Here is a 24,453-nt window from a genome sequence, read left to right as displayed (position 1 = left end):
GCCCTCCGCGGTGCGCGGAGGGCGGGGCGCCGTCGTCGTCCGGACGGAACCGGGTCAGCCTCCGTTGACCTGGTGCGCGATCCGGTCGCCGATCTCCTTGTCGATGTTGCGCCAGTACTGGAGCGCGCGGTCCAGGACCGGCCGCGACACGTCGGCCTTCAGATGCCCGGTGACGTTCGACACCAGCCGGTCACGGGCCGCGTCGTCGAGCACCTGGCGGACCAGCGTGCCCGGCTGTCCCCAGTCGTCGTCCTCGCTGTGCAGCCGGTACGCCTCGCGCACCAGCTCGCCCGCGGTCTCCCAGCTCGCCGGATCGCCGAACTGCCCGTAGTCGGCGTCGGGCCCGCCGTACGAGTTGGGCGCGTACGGCCGGGCGGCGTTCGACGCCTCGTAGCGCATCGGGCCGTCCTTGGCGTACGAGTTGACCGGGGAGTGCGGCCGGTTGGGCGGCAGCTGGCTGTAGTTGGGGCCGATCCGGTACCGGTGCGTGTCCGGGTAGGAGAAGAGCCGGCCCAGCAGCATCTTGTCCGGCGAGGGGCCGATGCCCGGGACCAGGTTCGAGGGCTCGAAGGCGGCCTGCTCGATGTGGATGAAGTAGTCCTCGGGGTTCCTGTGCAGGGTCATCCGGCCGACGTCGATGAGCGGGTAGTCCCCGTGCGGCCAGACCTTCGTCAGGTCGAACGGGTTGAAGCGGTAGTCCGCCGCGTCGTCGAACGGCATGATCTGGACCTTCAGCGTCCAGCTCGGCGCGTTCCCCGACTCGATCGACTCGTACAGATCCCGGCGGTGCACGTCGGCGTCCGTGCCGGCCAGCTCGTCGGCCTCCGCCTGGGTGAGGAAGTCGATGCCCTGGTCGGTCTTGAAGTGGTACTTCACCCAGAACCGCTCACCGGCACCGTTGATCCACATGTAGGTGTGGGACGAGTAGCCGTTCATGTGGCGGTACGTCTTGGGGATGCCGCGGTCGCCCATCAGCCAGGTCACCTGGTGGGCCGACTCGGGCGAGAGCGTCCAGAAGTCCCACTGCATGTCGTTGCTGCGCAGCCCGGTCGCCGGGTGGCGTTTCTGCGAGCGGATGAAGTCCTGGAACTTGATCGTGTCACGGACGAAGAAGACCGGAGTGTTGTTGCCCACCAGGTCGTAATTGCCGAGCTCCGTGTAGAACTTGAGCGCGAAGCCGCGGGGGTCGCGCCAGGTGTCCGGCGATCCCTGCTCGCCGGCGACGGTGGAGAACCGCGCCAGCATCTCGGTGCGCTTGCCCGGCTGGAAGAGATCCGCCTTGGTGAACTGGCTGACGTCGTTGGTGACTTCGAAGAATCCGTACGCTCCACTGCCCTTGGCGTGCACCACCCGCTCGGGGACCCGTTCCCGGTTGAACTGGGCCATCTTCTCGATCAGGTAGTGATCCTGGAGCAGGATCGGGCCGTCGGGGCCGACGGTGAGCGAGTGCTCGTCGCTCTCCACCGGATTCCCGACGTTGTTCGTGGTGTACGGAGCCTTCTGGGGTGCCTGCGTCACGAGCGTCCTCCCGTCGGAAAAGAGTCGTCAGGTCGCTTCGCTCACCCCAGCAGTCAACGCCGCCGACGGAATGTCGGCAACATGTGGACCGAGCCGGTCCACATGTGGACCGTGTCCGGCACCGGTCCGGCGCCGACGGGGATGCCGACGCCGGAAAACGGGCCCGGCACCGGGGGCGGCCGCCCGGCGCCGCACATCCGTGCCGGTCCGGGCCGCCCCGGGGTGAGACCGGGCGAGTACCCCCTCAGCCCCGGTTCAACTCGAACCAGACGACCTTTCCGGTGCTCAGCCGTGTCGCGCCCCACCGCCTGGCCAGCCGGTTCACCAGGTACAGCCCACGGCCGCCCTCGTCGGTGGCGCGGGCCTGCCGCAGCCTGGGCAGCTGCGGCACGTCGTCACCGACCTCGCAGCGCAGGACGTCGGTCCGCAGCAGCCGCAGCGTCACCGGCCGTGACGCATAGCGCACGGCGTTCGTCACGACCTCGCTGACGAGCAGTTCCACCGAGTCGGTCAGCTCCTCCAGGCCCCACCGCGACAGCGCACGCCGGGCCAGCTTGCGGGCCCGCCCCGGGGCGGCGTCCTCCGGCTCCAGGAACCAGTACGCGACGTCGCTCGGCGCGATCCCGTCGAAGCGGGCGGCGAGCAGCGCGATGTCGTCGTCCCGGTCGCCCGGACCGAGCATGTCGAGCACCTCGTCGCACAGCGCCTCCAGCGGCGGCGGGTGGTCGGGCCCGGTCAGCTGCGCCGTGGCGGCCAGCCGCTCCCGCAGCTGCTCTATGCCGGTCCACACGTCCCTGAGCCGGGACTCGACCAGACCGTCGGTGTACAGCAGCAGCGTCGCCCCGGCGGGCGCGTCCAGCTCGACCGCCTCGAAGTCCACGCCACCCACACCGATCGGGGCGCCAGGCGGCACCCGCAGCACCTCGGCGCGCCCGCCCAGATGCAGCAGGACCGGCGGCGGATGGCCGGCGTTGGCGATGGTGATGCGATGCGAGACCGGGTCGTAGACCGCGTACAGGCACGTCGCCATGCGGTCGGTGCCCAGCCGCTGCGCCTGCTCGTCGAGGTGGTGCAGCACCTCCTGCGGCGGCAGATCGAGCCCCGCCAGGGTCTGCGCGGTCGTCCGCAACTGCCCCATGATCGCCGCCGACGTCATCGAGTGCCCCATGACGTCACCGACGACCAGGGCGACCCGGCTGCCCGGCAGCGGGATCGCGTCGTACCAGTCCCCGCCGACCCGCGCCGTCTCGGCGGCGGGCAGGTAACGGCTGGCCAGCCGCACGCCCGTGGGCCGCGGCAGCGTCTCGGGCAGCATCGTGCGCTGCAGCTCGTCGGCGATGTACGCCTCACGCCCGTACAGCACCGCCTTGTCGATGCCGAGGGCACTGTGCGTGGCGAGCTGCGCGGCGACCAGCAGGTCGTCCGCCTCGAAGGCGAGACGCTCCGGGCGGCGCAGGAACAGGGCCGCGCCGATGACCCTGCGGCGTCCGCGCAGCGGGGCCAGGATCGCGCGCTGCCCGCCGGGCACCACCAGATCGTCGCCGAGCAGCTCGGGCAGCGCCGCCCGTGCGGCGGGCGCGTCCGCGAACACCGGGCGGACACCGCGCAGCACCTCGGCGAGGGCGCCGCCGGGGCGCACCTCGCACAGCTCGGCCGTCATCGCCGACAGCTCGCTCGGCTCGGGCCGCAGCGCCGGCATGAAGCCGCCGTCGGTGTCCCGCTCCTCGGGAATCCGGTCGGTGCGCCGCAGACGCAGCACGAGGGGCCCGGTGGGCCGCTCGTCGCCGACCGGCAGCGGGTCGCGCAGATAGACGAGGATCGCGTCCGAGAACGTGGGCACGGTGGCCCGGCACAGGCCCATCACGATCTCGTCGAGGTCGATGCCGCGCGCGATCCTGCGCGTCGCGGCACCCACGAAGCGCAGCCGGTCGCCGTCCCTGCGCATCGGCATCGGGCCGCCCTGCGGCAGCGTCTGCCCGGTGCGCCGCTCCTTGGCGCCGGGGGCGCGCGGCGGGCGGTCCTGCTCCGCGGCCGGCTGGGCCGGGATGCCCTCCGGCGCGGGGCGCGGGCGGTGCGCATCGGGTTCGGTCGCCGACGGCTGGGAGTGTTCGGAACCGGAGGAGGCGGGCGGCGGTGTGGACGCGCCGGTGCCGGACGAGCCCGACGACGACGTCATGTCGACGTCGGCCGAGACCTGACCCGTGGCGCGCCGACTGCACGGCGTGGCGGCGGCCGGTCCCTGGGACGCGTCGCCCGTGCGGGCGGACTGGACGGGTAACGCGGAGGCACCCGGCAGGGATGACGACTGTTCCGGGGTACGCAGGAGTGCCCCGCGGGGGTCCGCGGGGGCGGGCGGCCGGCCGGCACCGGGCTGGCGGCGCTCGTGCGAGGTGGGGTACTCCGTCACGCGTGTCGAATCCATCCGTCCGGGGCTGCGCGCCGTGCGTGCAGTTCGTCCCGCAGCCCCGATACCCGGAATGTGTGCCCCAGGAACGGAATCTGCGCGTCGTCGGGGTCGGGCCCGAGGGTGAGCACGGTCGCGGCCGTGCCGGGGACGGGCCGCGCCGACCGGAGCGCCGTGCGCGACACCGCGTCAGGCAGCCTTGCGGGCCGCGCGGATGACGCCGTGCCGGACGACGCCGACAGGGAAACCGTACGCGACCGCGCGCCGGACGCCGACGGCAGCGCCGCGCGGGCCGCCGCTCCGTCCGGTCCGCCACGGGCCGCGCCGCCGTGCCCCTCGTACCGCTCGCTCACGTCCTGCCGCCCCTCGATGACATATGGTCAAGCCCGGCTCGTACTGCGGGAGTTGTTGCTGCGGTGCGCCCTTGCGGAAGACGATCCTACGGTTGTACCACGGGGGCGCATCAAGGGTCTCATGAGGACACGTGCGCGGGCGTACGGTCCCAGTCATCGGGCAGGAAGGGAACCGGCCAGGACGGATCCGGCCGCCAGTGCTGCCATCCGTCCGAGAACGGAGCACCCCACGACCTGATCACGTCCACGGCCGACCAGCCCGCCTCCCGCACCCGCGCGGCCAGTTGAGCGTCCATCAGACCGGCCCGCTGCGCCATCGCGAACTCGTCCTCGTCGAGCCAGCGCCAACTCCGGTCCGGGTGCACGGAGATGTCCAGGAAGTGGTCCTCGGAGTCGACCCCGCCCTCCCAACGGGCCAGCGGCGCCTCAAGATTCACGTACCAGTTCTTGAAACGCCAGCCCGGCTCCCAGAACAGCCACACCGACCAGGCGTCCCCGGGCCGGGCCAGCTTCAGCACCCCGGTGCCGAACCAGCGGTCGCGCAGCACCGAGCGCGGCTTGGTGTAGCGCGACTCGAGCGGCTCCCCGTGCACCGGCGTGCCGTCGGCCAGCACCGGCTTCACGCACTCCGTGCCCGGGGCCATCCACACGGCGAGCAGCTCCGGGTCGTCGCGCACGACGGTCACCGGACGGCAGATGTGGAAGCGCGCGCCGGCGTTCTCCCGGTACCGCCACAGGATGTGACTGCCGGGGGTCCAGTGCTCCGCCGGCCCGCCCGCTCCCACTCGCCTCACCGCTCCACCGTCTGCCATGAACAGATATTAGGTGCCCCAGGCATACGACGCTGCTGCACGCGTCACGGTTCTCGTCAGCCGGCCCAGGACGTAACCGCCACGTCATCGGGCGTCCGCGGGGAGGCGGGCGCCGTCACGGGCGCGTCATCCGCAGGACATCCAGCGCCTCGTCCAACTGCTCCAGGGTGAGGTCCCCGCGCTCCACGTAACCCGACTCCAGGACCACCTGGCGGATCGTCTTCCGCTCCGCCAGCGCCTTCTTGGCGACCTTGGCGGCCTCCTCGTACCCGATGTACTTGTTGAGCGGCGTCACCACGGACGGTGACGACTCGGCGTACTCACGGGCCCGCTCGCGGTGCGCGACGATCCCGTCGACGGTGCGGTCGGCGAGCAGCCGGGACACGTTGGCGAGCAGCCGGACCGACTCCAATACGTTCCTGGCGATGACCGGCAGCATGACGTTGAGTTCGAAGTTCCCGGCCGCTCCGGCCACCGCGACCGTGGCGTCGTTCCCGGTCACCTGGGCGGCGACCATGAGCACGGCCTCCGGGACGACGGGGTTCACCTTCCCCGGCATGATCGACGATCCGGGCTGGAGGTCGGGCAGGGCGATCTCGGCCAGCCCGGTGCGCGGCCCGGAGGCCATCCACCGCAGATCGTTGGCGATCTTCGTCAGACCCACCGCGACGGTCCTGAGCTGTCCGCTGGTCTCGACGAGGCCGTCCCGCGCGCCCTGCGCCTCGAAGTGGTCGCGGGCCTCCGTCAGCGGCAGTCCCGTGGCCCGGGCCACCTCCGCGATGACGGCGGCGGAGAACCCCGGCGGCGTGTTGATCCCGGTCCCCACGGCGGTGCCGCCGAGCGGCAGTTCGGCGAGCCGCGGCAGCGAGGCGCGCAGCCGCTCCACCCCGTACCGGACCTGGGCGGCATACCCCCCGAACTCCTGCCCCAGTGTCACGGGTGTCGCGTCCATCAGGTGCGTGCGCCCGGACTTCACGACGTCGGCGAACTCCCGCGCCTTGCGCTCCAGCGCGGTCGCCAGGTGTTCCAGCGCGGGGATCAGGTCCCGGGTCACGGCCGCGGTCGCCGCGATGTGGATGGAGGAGGGGAACACGTCGTTCGACGACTGGGACGCGTTCACCTGGTCATTGGGGTGCACGTCCCGGCCGAGCCGCTCGCTCGCGAGCGTGGCGATGACCTCGTTGGTGTTCATGTTGGACGACGTCCCGGAACCCGTCTGGAACACGTCGACCGGGAAGTGCGCGTCCCAGCGGCCCTCCGCGACCTCGGCGGCGGCCTCCTGGATCGCCTCCGCGACGTCCTTGCTGATCACGCCCAGCTCGCCGTTCACCTTCGCCGCGGCGGCCTTGATCCGGGCGAGCGCCTCGATGTGGGCCCGCTCGATCCGCTGCCCCGAGATCGGGAAGTTCTCCACGGCGCGCTGTGTCTGCGCCCGCCACTTCGCGTCGGCCGGCACCAGGACCTCACCCATGGAGTCGTGCTCGGTCCGGTACGCGGTTTCCGCCTGGCCATCTGTCATTGACGACACCTCCATGGGGGACAGCATCCCGGAGCCCACGGGTGTTCCCATCGCGGCCGGTCAGCGGGGCGGGGGGCGTTCGTCCGGGCGGACCAGCCGTACGCCACTGGGCACGCCGCCCGTCCTGGACACGGGCGGAGACGGCGATGGACCCGTCCACAGGAGACGGCCGAGGACCGCCTTCACCCGCACAAGCGCGGAGACGGCGAAGGACCGCTCTCACCCGCACATGCCGAAGGGGGCCGCTCCGACGGAGCGGCCCCCTTCGGTCGACCCCCGTTCGCGCAGGGCCACCCCCCGAGGAGCGGCCCTGCGCGAGTCCCTCATGACGCCGCAGGCGTCGCGCGTCCGTCACGACGCCCGGGGCGTCCTACGCCAGGCCGGGGCCCCGGACCGGGATCGACGTGAACGTCGGCGCGGGCGCCGGGTCCTTGAAGAAGTCGTTGCCCTTGTCGTCGACCACGATGAACGCCGGGAAGTCCTCGACCTCGATCTTCCAGACGGCCTCCATGCCGAGCTCCTCGTACTCGACGACCTCGACCTTCTTGATGCAGTCCTGCGCCAGACGCGCGGCGGGGCCGCCGATGGAGCCGAGGTAGAAGCCGCCGTGGCTGCCGCACGCGTCCGTGACCTGCTGGGACCGGTTGCCCTTGGCCAACATCACCTTGGAGCCGCCCGCCGCCTGGAACTGCTCGACGTAGGAGTCCATGCGGCCGGCCGTCGTCGGACCGAAGGAACCGGACGCGTAGCCCTCGGGCGTCTTGGCCGGGCCCGCGTAGTACACCGGGTGGTCCTTCAGGTACTGCGGCATCTCCTCACCCGCGTCGAGCCGCTCCTTGATCTTCGCGTGCGCGATGTCGCGGGCCACGACGAGCGGTCCGGAGAGCGAGAGCCGGGTCTTGACCGGGTACTTGGTGAGCTCGGCGAGGATGTCGTCCATCGGCTGGTTGAGGTCGATGCGGACCACGTCCGACGACTCGTCCAGGTGCTCGTCCGTGGTGTCCGGCAGGAAGCGCGCCGGGTCGGTCTCCAGCTGCTCCAGGAACACGCCCTCGGCGGTGATCTTCGCGACGGCCTGGCGGTCGGCCGAGCAGGACACGGCGATCGCGACCGGGCAGGACGCGCCGTGCCGGGGGAGACGGACCACACGCACGTCGTGGCAGAAGTACTTGCCGCCGAACTGCGCGCCGATCCCGATCTTCTGGGTCAGTTCGAAGACCTTCTCCTCCAGCTCCTTGTCCCGGAAGCCGTGGCCGAGCTCGGAGCCCTCCGCCGGGATCTCGTCCAGGTAGTGGGCGGAGGCGTACTTCGCGGTCTTGAGCGCGTACTCGGCGCTGGTGCCGCCGACGACGATCGCCAGGTGGTACGGCGGGCAGGCCGCCGTGCCGAGCGAGCGGATCTTCTCCTCCAGGAACTTCATCATGGAGCCCTCGTTGAGGACCGCCTTCGTCTCCTGGTAGAGGAAGGACTTGTTGGCGCTGCCGCCGCCCTTGGCCATGAAGAGGAACTTGTAGGCGCCGCCGTCGGTCGCGTACAGCTCGATCTGCGCCGGCAGGTTCGAGCCGGTGTTCTTCTCCTCCCACATGGTGAGCGGAGCCATCTGCGAATAGCGCAGGTTCAGGTTCTTGTACGCGTCGTAGATGCCGCGGGACAGGGCCGCCTCGTCGCCGCCCTCGGTGAGCACGTTCTGGCCGCGCTTGCCCATGACGATGGCGGTGCCGGTGTCCTGGCACATGGGCAGCACACCCGCCGCCGCGATGTTCGCGTTCTTCAGCAGGTCCAGCGCGACGAACTTGTCGTTGGCCGACGCCTCGGGGTCGTCGATGATCCGGCGCAGCTGGGCGAGGTGGGCGGGCCGCAGATAGTGCTGGATGTCGTGGATGGCCTCTTCGGCGAGCTTGCGCAGCGCCTCCGGCTCGACCTTGAGGAACGTGCGCCCGTCGGCCTCGACGGTGGAGACACCCTCGGAGGTCACCAGCCGATAGGGGGTGGTGTCCTCTCCCATGGGGAGCAGATCGGTGTACGCGAACTCAGGCATCTCGCCCATTCCTCACTCGACAGACAGCGGCGTGCCTCCATTGGCAGCGCCCACCAGCCTAGAACCTGGCTCGGACGGTGAGCTTGTGAGGTAGGGCTCAGTTGCCCGACGTCGCCCGACGTCGCCCGACCGAGAGTCGCCCACACCTCGATAGGGCCTGTCCGGCAATTCCCGCCTGCCCGGCGACGCCATGCACGCACGCTCGCCGCACCGGGCGTGGCCCCGAGTACATCCCGTACGAGGGGCCGCGCCCGGCACGCCGAGCGCACGCACCTGACGCCGCCGGGCCGCCCTTCGGGCGACGCCGGGAATTGCCGGACAGGCCCTAGTCGCGATCTATCGCGTTTGGGTACGCTGCTGTCGTGGACCTTCACAAGCGCCCCGACCCGACCGCCCCGACGGCGGCGAAGCCGACCACGGCCACGGCCGTGCAGCCGTCCGAGCTCCGTGCCTCGGACGCCGACCGTGACCGGATCGCCGACATCCTGCGCGAGGCGCTCGCCGAAGGGCGCCTGACCGCCGAGGAGCACGCCGAGCGGGTGGAGGGGGTGCTCGCCACCAAGACCGTGGGCGAGCTCGACCGCTTCGTCCAGGACCTGCCCGCCGCCCACGCGGCCCGGGCGAACGCGGCGTACACCTCCGCGCCCAACCGCCCGGCCGCGGGCGCGATCCCGGTCGAGGCCGACGAGAACGTGGTGGCGGTCTTCAGCGCCGCGGTCCGCAAGGGCCGCTGGCGCGCCGGCCGCCGTATCCACGTGTACTCGATCTTCGGCAGCGTCGAGATAGACCTCAGCGAGGCGATCTTCGAGTACCAGCAGGTCGTGATCAAGGCGATCTCCGTCTTCGGTCACGTGGAGGTCCGCGTCCCGGAGAATGTCTCGCTGCGCGGCAGTGGCGGCGGCGTACTGGGCAACTTCGAAGTGGACACGCTGGATTCGGGCGATCCTCACGCGCCGGTCGTCTATGTCGACGGAATCGCCGTGCTGGGAAATGTCGAGGCACGGCCCAGGCGCGGCAAGCTCGTCGCGGACATTCTCGACCGCGTGACCAGCCGCGTGAGCGAGCGTGTGGCGGACCGCGTCGACAGGGGTTTGCGCAAGCATCTGGACCGTTGACGCTTGTGAATTCAACGGCGCCGGCCGCGTATTGGTCCAGTCCCGACACCCGTGCCGCGCACGAGAATTCCAGGGCTTCGGAACTCAGTGCATAGGCGCGCGCACAGCGGGTAGGCCTTGCTGCATCGTCTCTTGGAGGGCGCTGTGGGACTTTCCGCGGCGCCCGGCACGCTCGCGAAGCCGTCGTCAGGAGTAGACCGTGCTGCAACCGCCGCATCAGTCCCTGCAGGTAGCTGCCGTTCCGGCCCCGCGGGCGCCCGTGCGGGACAGGGATCAGGAAGCGCCATGGCACACGGAGGCCGTGTGCCGCCGAGACGAGGCCGGCCTGTTCTTCGCCCCCTCCAAGGAGCCCACCGCGGCCCGGCTCTCCCGTGAGGAGGCGGCCAAGCGAGTCTGTGCCCGCTGCCCGGTGATGGTCGAGTGTCGCGAACACGCGCTCCTGCAACCCGAGCCCTACGGCGTGTGGGGCGGCCTCACCGCCGCCGAGCGCCGTGTGGTGCTCGCCCGGCGTCGCCGCCGCGATCTCGAACTGAAGAAGGCCGCGCGCGCGACGGGGAGGATAGCGGCCGCCGGTTAGCCGGGACCGTGACCGGGCGGCCCGCCCTCGCGGGCCAAAGCCGCCCGCCCGGGTCCGTCGGACGCGAAAGAGGGCGCCCTCCCCGCACGGAGGGCGCCCTCTTTCGCGCCTGTACCACCGCTTCCGGCGGGCCCGCAGACCCGCCTGCACTCGTGTCCGTACGACCGCCTGACCGCGTCCGTACGGCTGCTTCGGGTGCCGGGGCGGCGCCGGTCACCCGGCGCCGCTCATACGGTGGCGCTCACTTGGCCCGGTCGAAGTCGATCGCGCTGTACGCGCGCAGCTTGCTCAGCCGGTGCTCGGAGTTGATCTGGCGGACGGTGCCGGACTTGGAGCGCATGACGATCGACTCGGTCGTCGCCGTCTCGGAGCGGTAGCGCACCCCGCGCAGCAGTTCGCCGTCGGTGATGCCGGTCGCGACGAAGAACACGTTCTCGCCGGAGACCAGGTCGCCGGTGGTCAGCACGCGGTCCAGGTCGTGACCGGCGTCGATGGCCCGCTGCCGCTCGTCCTGGTCCTTGGGCCACAGCTTGCCCTGGATCGTGCCGCCCAGACACTTGACCGCGCAGGCCGAGATGATGCCCTCGGGCGTGCCGCCGATACCGAGCAGCAGGTCGATGCCGGTGCCCTCGCGCAGGGCCAGGATCGAGCCCGCGACATCGCCGTCGGAGATCAGCTTGATGCGGGCGCCGGTCTCCCGGATCTCCTTGATGATCCCCTCGTGGCGGGGACGGTCGAGGATGACGACCGTGACGTCCTCGGGCGTGACCCGCTTGGCCTTGGCGACCCGCCGGATGTTCACCGAGACGGGCGCGTTGATGTCGACGAAGTCGGCGGCCTCGGGGCCGGTGACCAGCTTGTCCATGTAGAAGACCGCGGACGGGTCGAACATGGTGCCGCGGTCGGCGGCGGCGAGCACCGCGATCGCGTTGGTCATGCCCTTGGCGGTGAGCGTGGTCCCGTCGATCGGGTCGACGGCGATGTCGCACTCGGGTCCGGTCCCGTCGCCGACGCGCTCCCCGTTGAAGAGCATCGGGGCCTCGTCCTTCTCACCCTCACCGATGACGACGACGCCGTTCATCGAGACGGTGGAGACGAGGGTCCGCATGGCCCGGACGGCGGCGCCGTCGGCGCCGTTCTTGTCGCCGCGGCCGACCCAGCGGCCCGCGGCCATGGCGGCGGCCTCGGTGACCCGGACCAGTTCCAGGGCGAGGTTTCGGTCCGGGGCCTCGGAAGGGACCTCGAGTTCGGACGGCAGATGATGCTCGGTCATCGGAGCGCACCTTTCTGATACGACGACGGCCGGATGAGGGTGTGCCCCGACTCTATCGTCAGGCAGACAAAATGAGCAGGGGGCCCCACGGATGAGCAGGCCAGGGCACCTGCGACGATAGGTACGTGGCAGGTATGAAAGGCAAGCAGTCGGTCCGGGACATGCTCATCTCCCTGGGCCTCATCGGGCTCATGGCGGGCATCATCTACATCTTCATCCCGCACGACGACTCCGAGCCCCCTCTGAAGCGTGTCGACTACCGTGTCGAGCTGCTGACGGCGCGCCGTGCGGCGAGCTATCCCGTGGCGGCGCCCGAGGGCCTGCCCCGGACGTGGAAGGCGACGTCGGTGCGGTACGACGGCTCCGAGTTCGACGCCTGGCACTTGGGCTTCCACGACCCCGACGGTCAGTACGTGGCGGTCGAGCAGTCCACTCAGAAGCCCGCCGTCTTCATCGAGACGGCCAGCCAGGGCGCCGAACAGACCAAGGGCACCCAGCGCATCGGCGACCAGACCTGGGAGCGCTACGAGGGCGACCACTACGACGCGCTCGTGCTCAGGAGCAAGGGCTCCACGACCGTGGTGACCGGGACGGCGTCCTTCGACCGGCTGACGAAGATGGCGCAGTCGCTCGCCACTTCCTGAGCCCCGTGTCGGCGCCCCGTGCGCACCGAGACGGCAGAAGGGCCCCCGGCGGAATGCCGGGGGCCCTTCTCGTGCGCGTACGGGGTCGGGGTACGCGCCCTACGTGCCGGATCAGACGGTCGTGACGACCTGGTCGAGCTCCAGGCGCGGGGAGCGCGGGAACCAGGCGTCGTCGCCCGGGCGGCCGATGTTGACGATCATCAGCGGGGTGTGGTCGTCGTCCAGGAACTCCTTCTGGACACCGGCGAAGTCGAAGCCGGTCATCGGGCCGGCGGCGAGGCCGGCGGCGCGGACGCCGATGATGAAGTACGCGGCCTGGAGGGCGGCGTTCAGCGCGGCGGCGCCCTCACGGGCGGGGCGCTCGGAGTAGAAGACGTCCTTGGCGGCCGGGAAGTGCGGGAAGAGGGTCGGCAGCTCCTCGTGGAACTCGTTGTCCGCGGAGAGGATCGCGACCAGCGGGGCGGTGGAGGTCTTCGCCTGGTTGCCCTCGGCGAGGTGCTGCACGAGGCGCTCGCGGGCTTCGGGGGAGCGGACCAGGGTGATGCGCAGCGGCGACTGGTTGAAGGCGGTCGGGCCGTACTTGACCAGGTCGTAGATCGCCTGCACCTGCTCGTCGGTCACCGGCTCGTCGGTGAACGTGTTCGCGGTACGGGCCTCGCGGAACAGCAGGTCCTGTGCGGTGGGGTCAAGAACGAGGGACATCGAAAACCTTCTCGGTACGTGCGGTCGATCCGGGGGGATCTTCTTGCGCCACCGACACTACGAGTTGGAGGTTTAATTTTCAACCAAAAGCGGGGTGTGGTGATCCGCTTCACGCGCCATGGAGTGAGGAAACACCGTCTGACCTGGGCGGCGAGGCGATGAAGGGGCGCCGGCCGTGATGCCGCCAGGACGTCGACCGTGACGGCGAGGCGCATCGGCTGTGACAGCGACGCGGCGCCGGCCGTGACGACGAAGAGCGCCGACCGCCAACTCCGTGGCGCGCCCGGCGTGACGGTGACGGCGCCCCGACAGGCTCCGTCCGTGACAGGAAGCCGACGGACCCCGAGGAGCCGTCGGTGTCGATCACTCGGAGTCGGCGGCGGTGCCCCCCTCTTCCGCTTCCTCCTCGGCCAGCGCAGCGTCCAGCCGCGCCCGTGCGCCCTCCAGCCAGCGCCGGCACACCTTCGCCAGCTCCTCGCCCCGCTCCCACAGGGCGAGGGACTCCTCCAGGGTCGTACCGCCGGCCTCCAGGCGGCGCACGACCTCGATGAGCTCGTCCCGCGCCTGCTCGTACCCGAGCGCCTCGTCCACCTTGCTGGTCATGCGCCCACCCTATGCATCGACTCGAACCGTGAATTCACCCTCGGCGACCCGCGCCCGCAGCGTCTCGTCCGCCGCGATCTCCTCCGGGTCGCGCACCACGTGACCGTCGGCCTTCTGCAGCACCGCGTACCCGCGCTGGAGGGTGGCGGCGGGGGACAGGGCCACCACGCGCGCGTGCGTGTGCGTCAGCTCGGAGTCGGCGCGGTCGAGGAGGTGGCCGAGGGTGCGCCGCCCGCGGTCCAGCAGGGAGGCGACGTGGTCCGCCCGCTCGTCGACCATCCGGTGCGGGTCCTCTATCGACGGCCGGGCCAGCGCGTGCGCCAGGCCGCGCTCCTCGCGATCGATGAAGGACGCCACGCAGCGCCGGGCCCGGTCCCGCAGGAACCTCACCCGCTCGTACTCCTCACCGACGTCCGGCACGACCTTCTTGGCGGCGTCCGTCGGGGTCGACGCGCGCAGGTCGGCCACATAGTCGAGAAGTGGGGTGTCGGGTTCATGCCCGATCGCGGACACGACGGGCGTCCGGCACGCCGCGACCGCCCGGACGAGCTGCTCGTCGGAGAACGGCAGCAGGTCCTCCACGCTGCCGCCGCCGCGCGCCACGATGATCACGTCGACGTCGTCGAGGGCGTCGAGGTCCTTCACGGCCTGCACCACCTGCGGCACCGCGTGGACGCCCTGCACGGCGACGTTGCGGACCTCGAAGCGGACGGCGGGCCAGCGGTGCCGCGCGTTCTCCAGGACGTCGCGCTCGGCCGCGGACGCGCGCCCGCACACCAGCCCGACGAGCTGCGGCAGGAAGGGCAGGGGCTTCTTGCGCTCGGGCGCGAACAGCCCCTCGCCGGCCAGGGACTTCTTCAACTGCTCCAGCCGGGCGAGGAGTTCACCCACGCCCACCGGCCTTATCTCGGCGGCCCGCAGCGACAGCTGTCCCCGCGGCGCGTACCACTCGGGCTTCGCGTGGACCACCACACGGGCGCCCTCGCTCACCACGTCGGCGACGGCGTCGAACACCTGGCGGTAACAGGTCACGCTCACCGAGATGTCGTGCGACGGGTCGCGCAGCGTGAGGAACACGACGCCCGCACCCGGGCGCCGCGACAACTGGGTGATCTGTCCCTCGACCCACACGGCGCCGAGCCGGTCGATCCATCCCCCGATGAGCCGCGACACCTCTCCGACGGGCAGCGGGGCGTCCGCGGACGTGTTGAGAGCCATGCGCCCGAGCGTAACGGCCACCACCGACAGCGCCCCCGGTATCCCCGTCGGCGTTACGGCTGAGCCGTCGAATCAGATGCGGTCCCGAGGCATGGTCCTTGGACCGCACCCCTCCACCACCCGCGGTCGCCCTCTCACGGAAGGGGCCGTGCCGGTGAATCACATGCCCGTTGCGGACGGCGCCACGCACCCACCGAGGTCCTACCAGTACCGCTCCGCACCAGGGCTGCAACGGGCGGTTCACCGGCACGAACCCGACCCACCCACCGGACAGGCGCCGCCGGCGGACCGCCAGAACTCCCGCCGCCCCAGGCTGGAGCCGGGCCGTCACGGCCGCCCGGGCGAACCGTCCGAGGCTCCTCGGAGCGTGCCCGGCGGGACGGGACCCCCCGGCTCCGCGCGCCCCCGCTGCACGAACAGGACGACCAGCCCCACCCCCAGCCACACCACCCCCACCACCTGCGCCGCCCCCGACGCCTCGACGACCACCGCGACGGTGACGGCCGCCCCCACGACCGGTACGAGGACATGCCGCCACCACACCACGGGCCCACCCCGGCGGCGTACCGCGAACCAGCCCACCACGCTCGCGTGCAGCAGCGTGAACGCGGTCAGCGCGCCGATGTCCACCACGGACACCAGCTTGTCCAGGCCGTCGTCGCGCCGCGCCGCCCAGACCGCGGCGACCAGCGTGATGACCGCCGCGGACAGCAGGGCCGGCCGCGGCCCACCGGAGTCCGTCCGGGCCAGGACCCGCGGCAGCCGCCGGTCGCGGGCCATCGCGAAGAGGAGCCGGCCGGCCGCGGCCTGCCCCGCGAGCGCCGCGAAAGCCGCGCCGATCGCCTTGCTCACGGCCACCACGTTGTGCAGCCACGCGCCGACCGAGGAGTCCACGGCGTCGTAGAAGGCCGACCCCTGCTTCCCGGGATCGGCGGCCAGCTGCGCGGACGACAGCGGCTCCAGCAGCGCGACCAGATACGTCTGAGCCACGAACAGCAAGCCCGCCAGAGCGAGGCAGAACAGCACCGCGCGGGCCACCTTCTCCGAGCCGCCCGTGACCTCCTCGGCGAACGTGGCGATCGCGTCGAAGCCCAGGTACGACAGGACCGCGACCGAGACCGCACCGACGACCGCCGACAGCGCGAACGCCCCCTGCGGACCGTCACCGGACAGCGGGGAGAGCCAGCCGCGGTGGGCCCCGTCCCGCCCGAGCACCACCACCGCGGAGACGACGAACACGAGCAGGACCACGATCTCCATCGCGAGGACCAGGAACCCGACCCGGGCGGCCGTCCGCACCCCCCACAGGTTCAGCGCCGTGGTCACGACCACGGCCAGCGCCGTCCATACCCACCGGGAGACCCCCGGGACGAGGGCGTTCATCGCGATCCCGGAGAAGAGGTAGGCGACCGCGGGGATGAGCAGATAGTCGAGCATCACCATCCACCCGGCGACGAACCCCGCGCTCCTGCCCAGCCCCGCGCGCGCGTAGGCGAACACCGACCCCGCCTGGGGGACCACACGCACCATCTGGGCGTAGCTGAACGCGGTGAACGCCATGGCGACCGTGGCGACGACGTAGACCAGCGCCACGGCACCGTGCGACTTGGCGTCGAGGGTCCCGAAGACACCGACCGGCGCCATCGGCGCGATGAACAGCAGTCCGTAGACCACCAGATCGCGGAATCCGAGGCTGCGCCGCAGTCCCTGCTCGGCGCCGGCGGCGTCCGCGGCGGTCCGCGTGTCGGACATCGTCTCTCCCGAGGGTCGCGCCTGTCCCACCCCTCCCGGCTCTCCACCAGTCTCCCCAAGGAGGCGATCTCCGACCCGCCGGACGCGGCCTTACGATGGGGGGCATGTCTGCTTCGCCTGGCCGCCGTGTCCTGCTCGCCGCCCCCCGGGGCTACTGCGCGGGCGTGGACCGCGCCGTGATCGCCGTCGAGAAGGCCCTGGAGCAGTACGGGGCCCCGATCTACGTCCGCCACGAGATCGTCCACAACAAGTACGTCGTGCAGACCCTGGAGAAGAAGGGCGCGATCTTCGTCGAGCAGACGGCGGAGGTCCCCGAGGGGTCCATCGTCATGTTCTCGGCGCACGGCGTCGCCCCCGTGGTCCACGAGGAGGCCGCGGCCGGCAAGCTCGCCACGATCGACGCGACCTGCCCCCTCGTCACCAAGGTGCACAAGGAAGCGGTCCGGTTCGCGGGCGAGGACTTCGACATCCTGCTCATCGGGCACGAGGGCCACGAGGAGGTCATCGGCACCTCCGGTGAGGCGCCCGACCACATCACCCTCGTCGACGGCCCCGAGGACGTCGCCAAGGTCGAGGTCCGCGACCCGTCCAAGGTCGTCTGGCTGTCCCAGACCACACTGTCGGTCGACGAGACCATGGAGACGGTCGACGCGCTCAAGGAGAAGTTCCCGCAGCTCATCTCCCCGCCCAGCGACGACATCTGCTACGCCACGCAGAACCGCCAGCTGGCCGTGAAGCAGATGGGCGCGGAGGCCGACCTCGTGATCGTCGTCGGCTCCCGGAACTCCTCCAACTCCAAGCGGCTCGTCGAGGTCGCCAAGCTCGCGGGCGCGCGCGACGCGTACCTCGTGGACTTCGCCGACGAGATCGACGAGGCCTGGCTGGACGGCGTGACCACGGTCGGTGTCACCTCGGGCGCGTCCGTCCCGGAGATCCTGGTCGAGCAGGTCCTGGAGCGGCTGTCGCAGCGCGGCTTCGAGGACGTGGAGATCGTCAAGGCCGCCGAGGAGTCCATCACCTTCTCGCTGCCGAAGGAACTGCGCCGCGACCTGCGCGCGGAGGCGGCGGCCCTCGTGGAGCGGCGCACGGGCACCGGTCCCTCCGCGGAGTGACTGTCCGTCGTACGACGTAACGTAGAGCCATGCAGATCTTCGGCGTGGACATTGGCGGATCCGGGATCAAGGGCGCCCCTGTGGACCTTGACCGCGGGGACCTGGCGCAGGAGCGCTACAAGGTGCTGACCCCGCATCCGGCGACACCGGACGCGGTGGCCGACGGCGTGAAGGAGGTCGTCGGCCACTTCGGCTGGACGGGCCCCGTCGGCATCACGTTCCCCGGCGTGGTCACCGGCGGTGCCACCATCCGTACGGCGGCGAACGTCGACAAGGGCTGGATCGACACCGACGCGCGGACCCTCCTGGGCGAACGGCTGGACGGCCTCCCGGTGACCGTGCTGAACGACGCGGACGCGGCCGGCGTGGCCGAGATGCAGTTCGGTGCCGGGCGTGACCGCCAGGGCACGGTCATCCTCCTCACCTTCGGCACGGGCATCGGCAGCGCCCTCTTCATCGACGGCGACCTCGTCCCGAACACCGAGCTGGGCCACCTGGAGCTGGGCGGCCACGACGCGGAGAAGCGGGCCTCCACCAAGGTCAAGGAGGACCAGGACCTCTCCTGGGAGCGGTGGGCGCACCGCGTCCAGAAGTACCTCGCCCACGTGGAGATGCTGTTCTCCCCCGAGCTCTTCATCATCGGCGGCGGTGTCAGCCGCAAGGCGGACAAGTTCCTGCACCTGATCGAGGGGATCAAGGCGGAGCTCGTCCCGGCGCAGCTGCAGAACAACGCGGGAATCGTCGGGGCGGCGATGCGGGCGGCGAAGGCCGGGGGCTGACACCCGCGGTCGCCCGCCCGGGCCCGGGGCGGTCGCCCGGAGAGGCAGGCGGGGGACTCGGACCGGGCGTGCGACGGGTTCACGGCGGGCTGTGAAGGACCCGGACCGATCGTGCGACCGGGTTCGGGTCGCCGACGGTGCTGCGGGACTCCGCCCGCGGATGCGCCCGGGTCGGGTCGCCCAGGGGGACTGAGGGACTCTGACCTGGCATCCCCCTGGTTCACGGCCGGCGGAGGAGCCGGACCCGGCACGCGCCCGGGGCCCGGCGGGGTCAGACCGGGCGGCGGGCCGCCCGCCGCTGCGCCGCGCGGCGGCTCATCAGCCGCACCTTGCGGACGGTCACGATCAGACCCGCGACCAGCGTCCCCCCGTACAGCCAGCCCGCCTGGAGGGCGAGCGCCGTGACCAGGCCCATGAACCGGCCCGCGAGCCCGCCGCCACTGTCGTCGGCGACGGGCAGGAGCCCGAAGGTGAAGGCGATGGGAACGACGACGGGTGCCGTCACCAGGTCCCCCCGCCGCACCCACACCGCGGTCAGCGCGCACACCGGCAGGAACAGCACCCCGTACAGCACCATCGACGCCCCGAACAGCAACTGGTCGAGGCAGGCCAGCACGAACATCGTCACGCCGCAGAAAAGCCCGGTGCCCAGCCCCGTGAGCCGGGGGTTCGGCATGCGCCGCGCCGCGGGGGCCCGGGGCGGCGGGGGCCGTCGCACCACGGGCGCGGTCCGCCGGACCGCGTCGGCCCCGCCACGTCCCGTCTGCGCCGGAACGGGCATGCCGCGCCGCGGCCTGTACTGAGGGGGACGCGTCCTGTGTTGCTCCACTGGACCAACTTAGGTCGGTTTATGTGCCGAATGGCCCCACAGACACGCCGATGAGAAGAGCTTGGCCAAGCGTTCGATACGCCGCCGGTCCGGGCCCCCGGCACGCCGTAGACTGGTGGATCGGCCCGCGCATCGCCACGTCGGTCATGCCGGCCAGGAAGGTCCGGGGCCACACGGCTCGGTCCGCACTCCACACCATCCTCACGTACGGGAAGTCGCAACGTGTCGCTCACGATCGGAATCGTCGGTCTGCCCAATGTCGGCAAGTCGACCCTGTTCAACGCCCTGACCAAGAACGACGTGCTCGCGGCCAACTACCCGTTCGCCACGATCGAGCCCAACGTGGGCGTGGTCGGCGTCCCGGACACCCGGCTCACGAAGTTGGCCGAGATCTTCGCCTCGCAGCGCGTCCTCCCGGCGACCGTCGACTTCGTCGACATCGCGGGCATCGTGCGCGGCGCCTCCGAGGGCGAGGGCCTGGGCAACAAGTTCCTCGCGAACATCCGCGAGTCGGACGCGATCTGCCAGGTCATCCGCGCCTTCAAGGACGAGAACGTCGTCCACGTCGACGGCAAGGTCTCGCCCAAGGACGACATCGAGACGATCAACACCGAGCTGATCCTCGCGGACCTCCAGACGATCGAGAAGGTCCTGCCGCGCCTCCAGAAGGAGTCGCGCATCAAGAAGGACATCGCCCCCAAGGTCGCGGCCGTCGAGGCGGCGAAGGAGATCCTGGAGAAGGGCGACACGCTGTTCTCCGCGGGCATCGTCCAGGGCTCCGGCAACGAGGAGTTGCTGCACGACCTGCACCTGCTCACCACCAAGCCGTTCCTCTACGTCTTCAACGTGGACGAGGACGAGCTGGTCGACGAGGACTTCAAGGCCGAGCAGCGCACCCTGGTCGCCCCCGCCGAGGCGATCTTCCTCAACGCCAAGCTGGAGGCGGACCTCGCCGAGCTCGACGAGGAGGACGCCATGGAGCTGCTGGAGTCCGTGGGCGCGGAGGAGCCGGGTCTCGCGACCCTCGCCCGGGTCGGCTTCAACACCCTCGGCCTCCAGACCTACCTGACGGCCGGCCCCAAGGAGTCCCGGGCCTGGACGATCAAGAAGGGCGCCACCGCCCCCGAGGCCGCCGGTGTCATCCACACCGACTTCCAGAAGGGCTTCATCAAGGCCGAGGTCATCTCCTTCGACGACCTCGTCGAGACCGGCTCGGTCGCCGAGGCCCGCGCCAAGGGCAAGGCCCGCATGGAGGGCAAGGACTACGTCATGCAGGACGGCGACGTGGTGGAGTTCCGCTTCAACGTCTGACCGAACGCCCGCCGCGCGCCGACGACCGTCGGGTGCGCGCAGCGGAAAGGGGCCGGGCTCCCGCGAGCCCGGCCCCTTTCCGCGTTCCGTCGACGCCGACCCTACGTGCGCCTCGGCGGGGTGAGCCTGTCGAGGTCCAGGCTGATCTCTGTCGGCACCGCGTGGAAGGATGCGCGCATCGGTGCGTACGGAGCGGTGGGGACGCAGGCGCGGGGGGTGTCATGGCGAGGGGCGAGGCGGGAGCGGCGGCGGGCGGCCCACCGACCGTCGGGCGCGCGGCGCGCGAGCTGCTCGCCGAGGGCGAGGGGCTGTACGAGGCCGCACGCACCGTCCTCGCCGACCACACCCGCGCCGTCGAGGCGGTGCGTACCGCCCTGGCGCCGCTCCGTGCGGAACTCGTCGCCCAGGAACTGGAGTCCATCCCGGTCTCACGACTGAAGGACGTCACCGAGGGGCGACTGCGTCTCGCGGCGGTCGAGGCGGCCGGCCTCGGCTCGGTGCGCGCGGTGCACGAGGCGAGCCGCTACGAACTGCGGCAGATCCCGGGGGTCGGTGCCCAGACCGCCGACCAGGCGCTCGCCGCCGCCCGGCAGATCGCCCGCGCGGTCGAGGAGACCGTGTCCGTACGGATCGACGTGGACCACCCCGAGCCCCGCACCACCGCGCTGGTCATGGCCCTGGGCCGGCTGGTCGAGGCCGGGCCCGAGCTGCGCCGGGCTGTCGACGCGGCCCGGCGGCTCGACGGGCGGCTCGGGGTGCTGCTGCCCGCCGCCCGCCCCGCCGGCGGACGGCTCCGCATGGCCTTCGCGGGGCGCAGCCGGCGCCGGGACGCGCTCGCGGCCGTCGCCGAGATCCGCGAACTGGCCGCGGAAGCCGTCGCCAGGGACGTACGCCTGCTGCTCGCGCAGGCCGCCACCGACCTGCTGCGCGAACCGGCCTCCGACATCGAGGCGTGGGTCGACTTCGAGCTGCGCTCCACGGAGTACTACAGCCAGCTCGCCGCGATCTCCGACCGTCCCGGAGGAGCGGGGGACGTCGAGGCCGCCGAGGGCTTCCTGCCGTCCGAGATCGCCGAGCGCGTCCACGCGCAGCCGCTCGACGACACCCACCGCCGGGTCTCGCTGCGTGGTTACCAGTCCTTCGGCGCCCGGTTCGCGCTCGCGCAGCGCCGGGTCGTCCTCGGCGACGAGATGGGGCTGGGCAAGACCGTCCAGGCCATCGCGGCGCTCGCCCATCTCGCGGGGCAGGGCGACAGCCACTTCCTGGTGGTGTGCCCGGCCAGTGTGCTGATCAACTGGACCAGGGAGATCCGCGCGCGCAGCACGCTGCGCGCGCTCCCGGTGCACGGCGCGGACCGGCAGGACGCGTACGCCGAGTGGCGGGAGACCGGCGGTGTCGCGATCACCACGTACGACGTGTTGCACACGCTGCCCGCACCGGACGGCGCGGCGCCGGGCATGCTCGTCGTCGACGAGGCGCACTACGTGAAGAACCCGGACACCCGCCGCTCCCGGGCCGTCGCGGCCTGGACCGGCCGGTGCGACCGCGTCCTGTTCCTCACCGGCACACCGATGGAGAACCGCGTCGAGGAGTTCCGCACCCTTGTGCGCCACCTCCGCCCCGAGCTGCTGCCGGAGATCGACGGCAGCAGCGCGGCGGCGGGCCCGCACGCCTTCCGCCGTTCCGTCGCCCCCGCCTATCTGCGTCGCAACCAGCGGGACGTGCTCACCGAACTCCCCGCGCTGCTGCACGTCGACGAGTGGGAGGAGTTCAGCGCGGCCGACCGGCAGGCGTACCGGGAGGCCGTCGAGGCGGGGAACTTCATGGCGATGCGCAGGGCGGCGTACGCGGACGCGGAGGGGTCCGCGAAGCTCCAGCGGCTGCGCGAACTGGTCTCCGAGGCGGCGGGGAACGGGCTGAAGGTGGTCGTGTTCTCGTACTTCCGCGACGTGCTCGCCACCGTCCGGGAGGCTCTGGACGACGACGCCGGCGCGACCTGCGAGGGGTCCGCCCCCGAAAGCGGGGCCGGTTCGGCGGCCCCGGACGGCGGGCCGGGCCGGGGAGCCGACGGCGGTCGCGTGTTCGGGCCGGTCACCGGGAGCGTGTCCGCCGCCCGGCGCCAGCGGCTCGTCGACGAGTTCGCGGCGGCGGACGGGCACGCCGTGCTGCTCTGCCAGATCGAGGCCGGCGGCGTCGGCCTCAATCTCCAGGCGGCCTCCGTGGTCGTGCTGTGCGAACCGCAGGTGAAGCCGACCCTGGAGCACCAGGCGGTGGCCCGTGCCCACCGCATGGGGCAGGTCCGTTCGGTCCAGGTGCACCGACTGCTCGCCGCGGACAGCGTGGACGACCGGCTCCTGCACATCCTGCGCGACAAGGACCGCCTGTTCGACGCCTACGCCCGTCGCAGCGACACGGCGGAGGCGACCCCGGACGCGGTCGACGTCTCGGACGGTGGACTGGCCCGGCGCATCGTCGAGGAGGAGCAACGGCGGCTGGCCGCCGCAGGCTGAGTGCTCCTCAGATCGAGTGCTGCTCAGATCGCGTGCCCCTCAGATCGCGTGCCCCTCGGATCCCGTGCCCCTCGGATCCCGTGCGACTCAGATCCCGTGCACCTGAGCCACGGTGAAGGGCGTCTCGGGTGTGCCCGGCCCCATCGGCCCGCCCTTGTCGAACTGGGAGCGGACGACGAGCGTGCGGCCGCGGTGGCGGACGAGGGTGGTCGGGATCTGGAGAGCCGGGTCCGTGACGCTCCGCTCCAGGCGGGCCGAGGTGCCGTCCGCCGAAAGGTGCCAGCGGCTGACGGTGTCGGTCCTGTTCTGGGCGGCCCACAGCGTGCCGCCCACGAGTTCCAGGCCGTCGCCGTTCACCAGGTCGCCCCCGTGCAGGGTGACCTGTCGTACGGAACCGTCGACGAGGTCAACCCGGTGGAGGGCGCCCGCGGTCATGTCGACGACGAACAGGTGGCGGCCGCGGGCGACGATGCCGTTCAGGGTGAAGGTGCCCGCGGGGTGGGGTGCCACGACGCCGCCGAGGTCGTACGCGACGGTGAGTTCGCCGCGGCCCCCACGCGCCACGGCGCGTGCCAGGTCGGCCGGGGTGACCCGATGGACGACCTCGCGCACGCTGTCCGTCAGGAACACGCTGCCGTCCCCCGCGATCGCCAGGTCGTTGACGAAGCACGGCGCGTCGCCGGGCACGTCGAAGCGGGCCAGCAGCGCGCGGGTCCGCAGGTCGTACACGTCGACGCCGGCGGTCGAGTCGGTCACCCAGAGGCGCCCCGCCGCGTCGGCCTTCAGCCCGTTCGCGGTGTTCCGGCCGTCCGCGCCGGCGGGCAGGAAGACCTCGGCCGTGCGACGGCCGGGTGCCGCCCGGTACACGGCGCCGGTGGTGTACGAGCCCACATACAGGTCTCCCGTCCGCGGGTCGGCCGCGATGCCCTCGGGATAGACGCCGTCGCCGGGCAGCGCGAAGGCGGTGGAGATGCGAGCGGGGGCCGCGGCGGAGGCTCGGTGCGCGGAGGCCGAGGCCGGAGTGGCGACGGCGACCGCGGCCACGGTCGAGGCGGCGGCGGCCAGGAACGAACGGCGCGGCAGCGAGGAGGGCTGCCGGGAGGGGGTCTGCTGAAGCGTGTGACGGGTGTGGTCCAGAAGCGGAGGGTGCTGGATCGGACGGGACACGACGGTGCCTCTCGGTCGGCTTCTCGAATTCGACGGCACGAGCAAGGAGCTGGCAGCAAGGAGCAACGGGCGAGGAGCAAGCGGCAACGGGCACGAGCATCCGGCTGCGAGCGACGCATGCGAATCTATGTTAGAGCTCTAATCATCGTCAATGTATTTATTGATGGGTGGATGCTCACCTTCATATCGCCTGTACGGTGCGCCGCTACCATGCGGA

Annotated in this window: 19 protein-coding genes; 7 read left to right on the top strand and 12 right to left on the bottom strand. The window is 71.7% G+C overall.

Annotated elements, in window-relative coordinates:
* Window positions 1–54: 54 nt before the first annotated feature.
* From ABEB03_RS23915 to ABEB03_RS23895, 5 genes are all read right to left on the bottom strand, one after another.
* Entirely contained in the window at window positions 55–1,518 is a 1,464-nt protein-coding gene (locus ABEB03_RS23915; protein ID WP_345653025.1) for a catalase, read from the bottom strand.
* Window positions 1,519–1,762: 244 nt separating this feature from the next.
* Window positions 1,763–3,940, bottom strand: coding sequence for an ATP-binding SpoIIE family protein phosphatase (locus ABEB03_RS23910; RefSeq protein WP_345653022.1), 2,178 nt, complete (start codon window positions 3,938–3,940; stop codon window positions 1,763–1,765).
* Between the two features lie 454 nt (window positions 3,941–4,394).
* Complete coding sequence (fomD, locus tag ABEB03_RS23905) at window positions 4,395–5,087, bottom strand: cytidylyl-2-hydroxypropylphosphonate hydrolase (RefSeq protein ID WP_345653019.1); 693 nt, start codon at window positions 5,085–5,087, stop codon at window positions 4,395–4,397.
* 115 nt (window positions 5,088–5,202) lie between these two features.
* The gene (locus ABEB03_RS23900; RefSeq protein WP_345653016.1) at window positions 5,203–6,606 is read right to left on the bottom strand and encodes a class II fumarate hydratase; all 1,404 of its coding nucleotides are present in this window, start codon (window positions 6,604–6,606) and stop codon (window positions 5,203–5,205) included.
* 370 nt (window positions 6,607–6,976) lie between these two features.
* Complete coding sequence (locus ABEB03_RS23895) at window positions 6,977–8,644, bottom strand: fumarate hydratase (RefSeq protein ID WP_345653013.1); 1,668 nt, start codon at window positions 8,642–8,644, stop codon at window positions 6,977–6,979.
* Between the two features lie 362 nt (window positions 8,645–9,006).
* Here ABEB03_RS23895 and ABEB03_RS23890 point away from each other — a divergent pair, with 362 nt between their 5' ends.
* Both ABEB03_RS23890 and ABEB03_RS23885 read left to right on the top strand, forming a co-directional pair.
* On the top strand, window positions 9,007–9,759 hold the full coding sequence (locus ABEB03_RS23890) for a DUF1707 SHOCT-like domain-containing protein (protein ID WP_345653011.1): 753 nt from the start codon (window positions 9,007–9,009) through the stop codon (window positions 9,757–9,759).
* Window positions 9,760–9,958: 199 nt separating this feature from the next.
* On the top strand, window positions 9,959–10,336 hold the full coding sequence (locus ABEB03_RS23885; protein ID WP_095936405.1) for a WhiB family transcriptional regulator: 378 nt from the start codon (window positions 9,959–9,961) through the stop codon (window positions 10,334–10,336).
* Window positions 10,337–10,577: 241 nt separating this feature from the next.
* On the opposite strand, the gene glpX is transcribed toward ABEB03_RS23885, so the two are convergent.
* Window positions 10,578–11,609 (bottom strand): class II fructose-bisphosphatase, encoded by a 1,032-nt coding sequence (gene glpX / locus ABEB03_RS23880; protein ID WP_345653005.1) that lies wholly within the window; start codon window positions 11,607–11,609, stop codon window positions 10,578–10,580.
* A gap of 125 nt (window positions 11,610–11,734) precedes the next feature.
* Here glpX and ABEB03_RS23875 point away from each other — a divergent pair, with 125 nt between their 5' ends.
* Complete coding sequence (locus ABEB03_RS23875; protein WP_345653002.1) at window positions 11,735–12,253, top strand: DUF4245 domain-containing protein; 519 nt, start codon at window positions 11,735–11,737, stop codon at window positions 12,251–12,253.
* 111 nt (window positions 12,254–12,364) lie between these two features.
* Here ABEB03_RS23875 and ABEB03_RS23870 read toward each other — a convergent pair whose 3' ends face one another.
* The 4 genes from ABEB03_RS23870 to ABEB03_RS23855 all read right to left on the bottom strand — a co-directional run bounded on the left by ABEB03_RS23870 (window position 12,365) and on the right by ABEB03_RS23855 (window position 16,528).
* Window positions 12,365–12,955, bottom strand: coding sequence for a malonic semialdehyde reductase (locus tag ABEB03_RS23870; protein WP_345652999.1), 591 nt, complete (start codon window positions 12,953–12,955; stop codon window positions 12,365–12,367).
* 363 nt (window positions 12,956–13,318) lie between these two features.
* Window positions 13,319–13,558 carry an exodeoxyribonuclease VII small subunit gene (locus tag ABEB03_RS23865; protein WP_345652997.1) on the bottom strand — a complete coding sequence of 80 codons (240 nt, stop codon included), beginning with the start codon at window positions 13,556–13,558 and terminating at the stop codon, window positions 13,319–13,321.
* A 9-nt stretch (window positions 13,559–13,567) separates the two neighbouring features.
* Window positions 13,568–14,776 carry an exodeoxyribonuclease VII large subunit gene (xseA, locus tag ABEB03_RS23860; protein WP_345652994.1) on the bottom strand — a complete coding sequence of 403 codons (1,209 nt, stop codon included), beginning with the start codon at window positions 14,774–14,776 and terminating at the stop codon, window positions 13,568–13,570.
* A gap of 327 nt (window positions 14,777–15,103) precedes the next feature.
* Window positions 15,104–16,528, bottom strand: coding sequence for an APC family permease (locus ABEB03_RS23855; RefSeq protein WP_345652991.1), 1,425 nt, complete (start codon window positions 16,526–16,528; stop codon window positions 15,104–15,106).
* Window positions 16,529–16,623: 95 nt separating this feature from the next.
* On the opposite strand from ABEB03_RS23855, the gene ABEB03_RS23850 reads away from it, so the two are divergent.
* Together ABEB03_RS23850 and ppgK are read left to right on the top strand one after the other, a co-directional pair.
* Window positions 16,624–17,640, top strand: coding sequence for a 4-hydroxy-3-methylbut-2-enyl diphosphate reductase (locus ABEB03_RS23850; RefSeq protein ID WP_345652988.1), 1,017 nt, complete (start codon window positions 16,624–16,626; stop codon window positions 17,638–17,640).
* Between the two features lie 29 nt (window positions 17,641–17,669).
* A complete protein-coding gene (ppgK, locus tag ABEB03_RS23845; RefSeq protein WP_345652985.1) occupies window positions 17,670–18,419 on the top strand; it encodes a polyphosphate--glucose phosphotransferase in 750 nt (249 codons plus the stop codon).
* A gap of 271 nt (window positions 18,420–18,690) precedes the next feature.
* On the opposite strand, the gene ABEB03_RS23840 is transcribed toward ppgK, so the two are convergent.
* Window positions 18,691–19,095, bottom strand: a complete 405-nt coding sequence (locus ABEB03_RS23840; protein WP_345652982.1) for a DUF6542 domain-containing protein — start codon at window positions 19,093–19,095, stop codon at window positions 18,691–18,693.
* A gap of 375 nt (window positions 19,096–19,470) precedes the next feature.
* Here ABEB03_RS23840 and ychF point away from each other — a divergent pair, with 375 nt between their 5' ends.
* Both ychF and ABEB03_RS23830 read left to right on the top strand, forming a co-directional pair.
* Window positions 19,471–20,559 (top strand): redox-regulated ATPase YchF, encoded by a 1,089-nt coding sequence (ychF, locus tag ABEB03_RS23835; RefSeq protein WP_345652979.1) that lies wholly within the window; start codon window positions 19,471–19,473, stop codon window positions 20,557–20,559.
* 221 nt (window positions 20,560–20,780) lie between these two features.
* Entirely contained in the window at window positions 20,781–23,069 is a 2,289-nt protein-coding gene (locus ABEB03_RS23830) for a DEAD/DEAH box helicase (RefSeq protein WP_345652976.1), read from the top strand.
* Between the two features lie 87 nt (window positions 23,070–23,156).
* On the opposite strand, the gene ABEB03_RS23825 is transcribed toward ABEB03_RS23830, so the two are convergent.
* Window positions 23,157–24,236, bottom strand: coding sequence for an SMP-30/gluconolactonase/LRE family protein (locus tag ABEB03_RS23825; RefSeq protein ID WP_345652973.1), 1,080 nt, complete (start codon window positions 24,234–24,236; stop codon window positions 23,157–23,159).
* Between the last annotated feature and the right edge of the window lie 217 nt (window positions 24,237–24,453).

It is taken from the genome of Streptomyces siamensis (assembly GCF_039543605.1).
Taxonomy (GTDB): Bacteria; Actinomycetota; Actinomycetes; order Streptomycetales; family Streptomycetaceae; genus Streptomyces; species Streptomyces siamensis.
The sequence above is the reverse complement of the archived record's forward strand: the minus strand, read 5'-3'. Positions and strand labels throughout refer to the sequence as shown.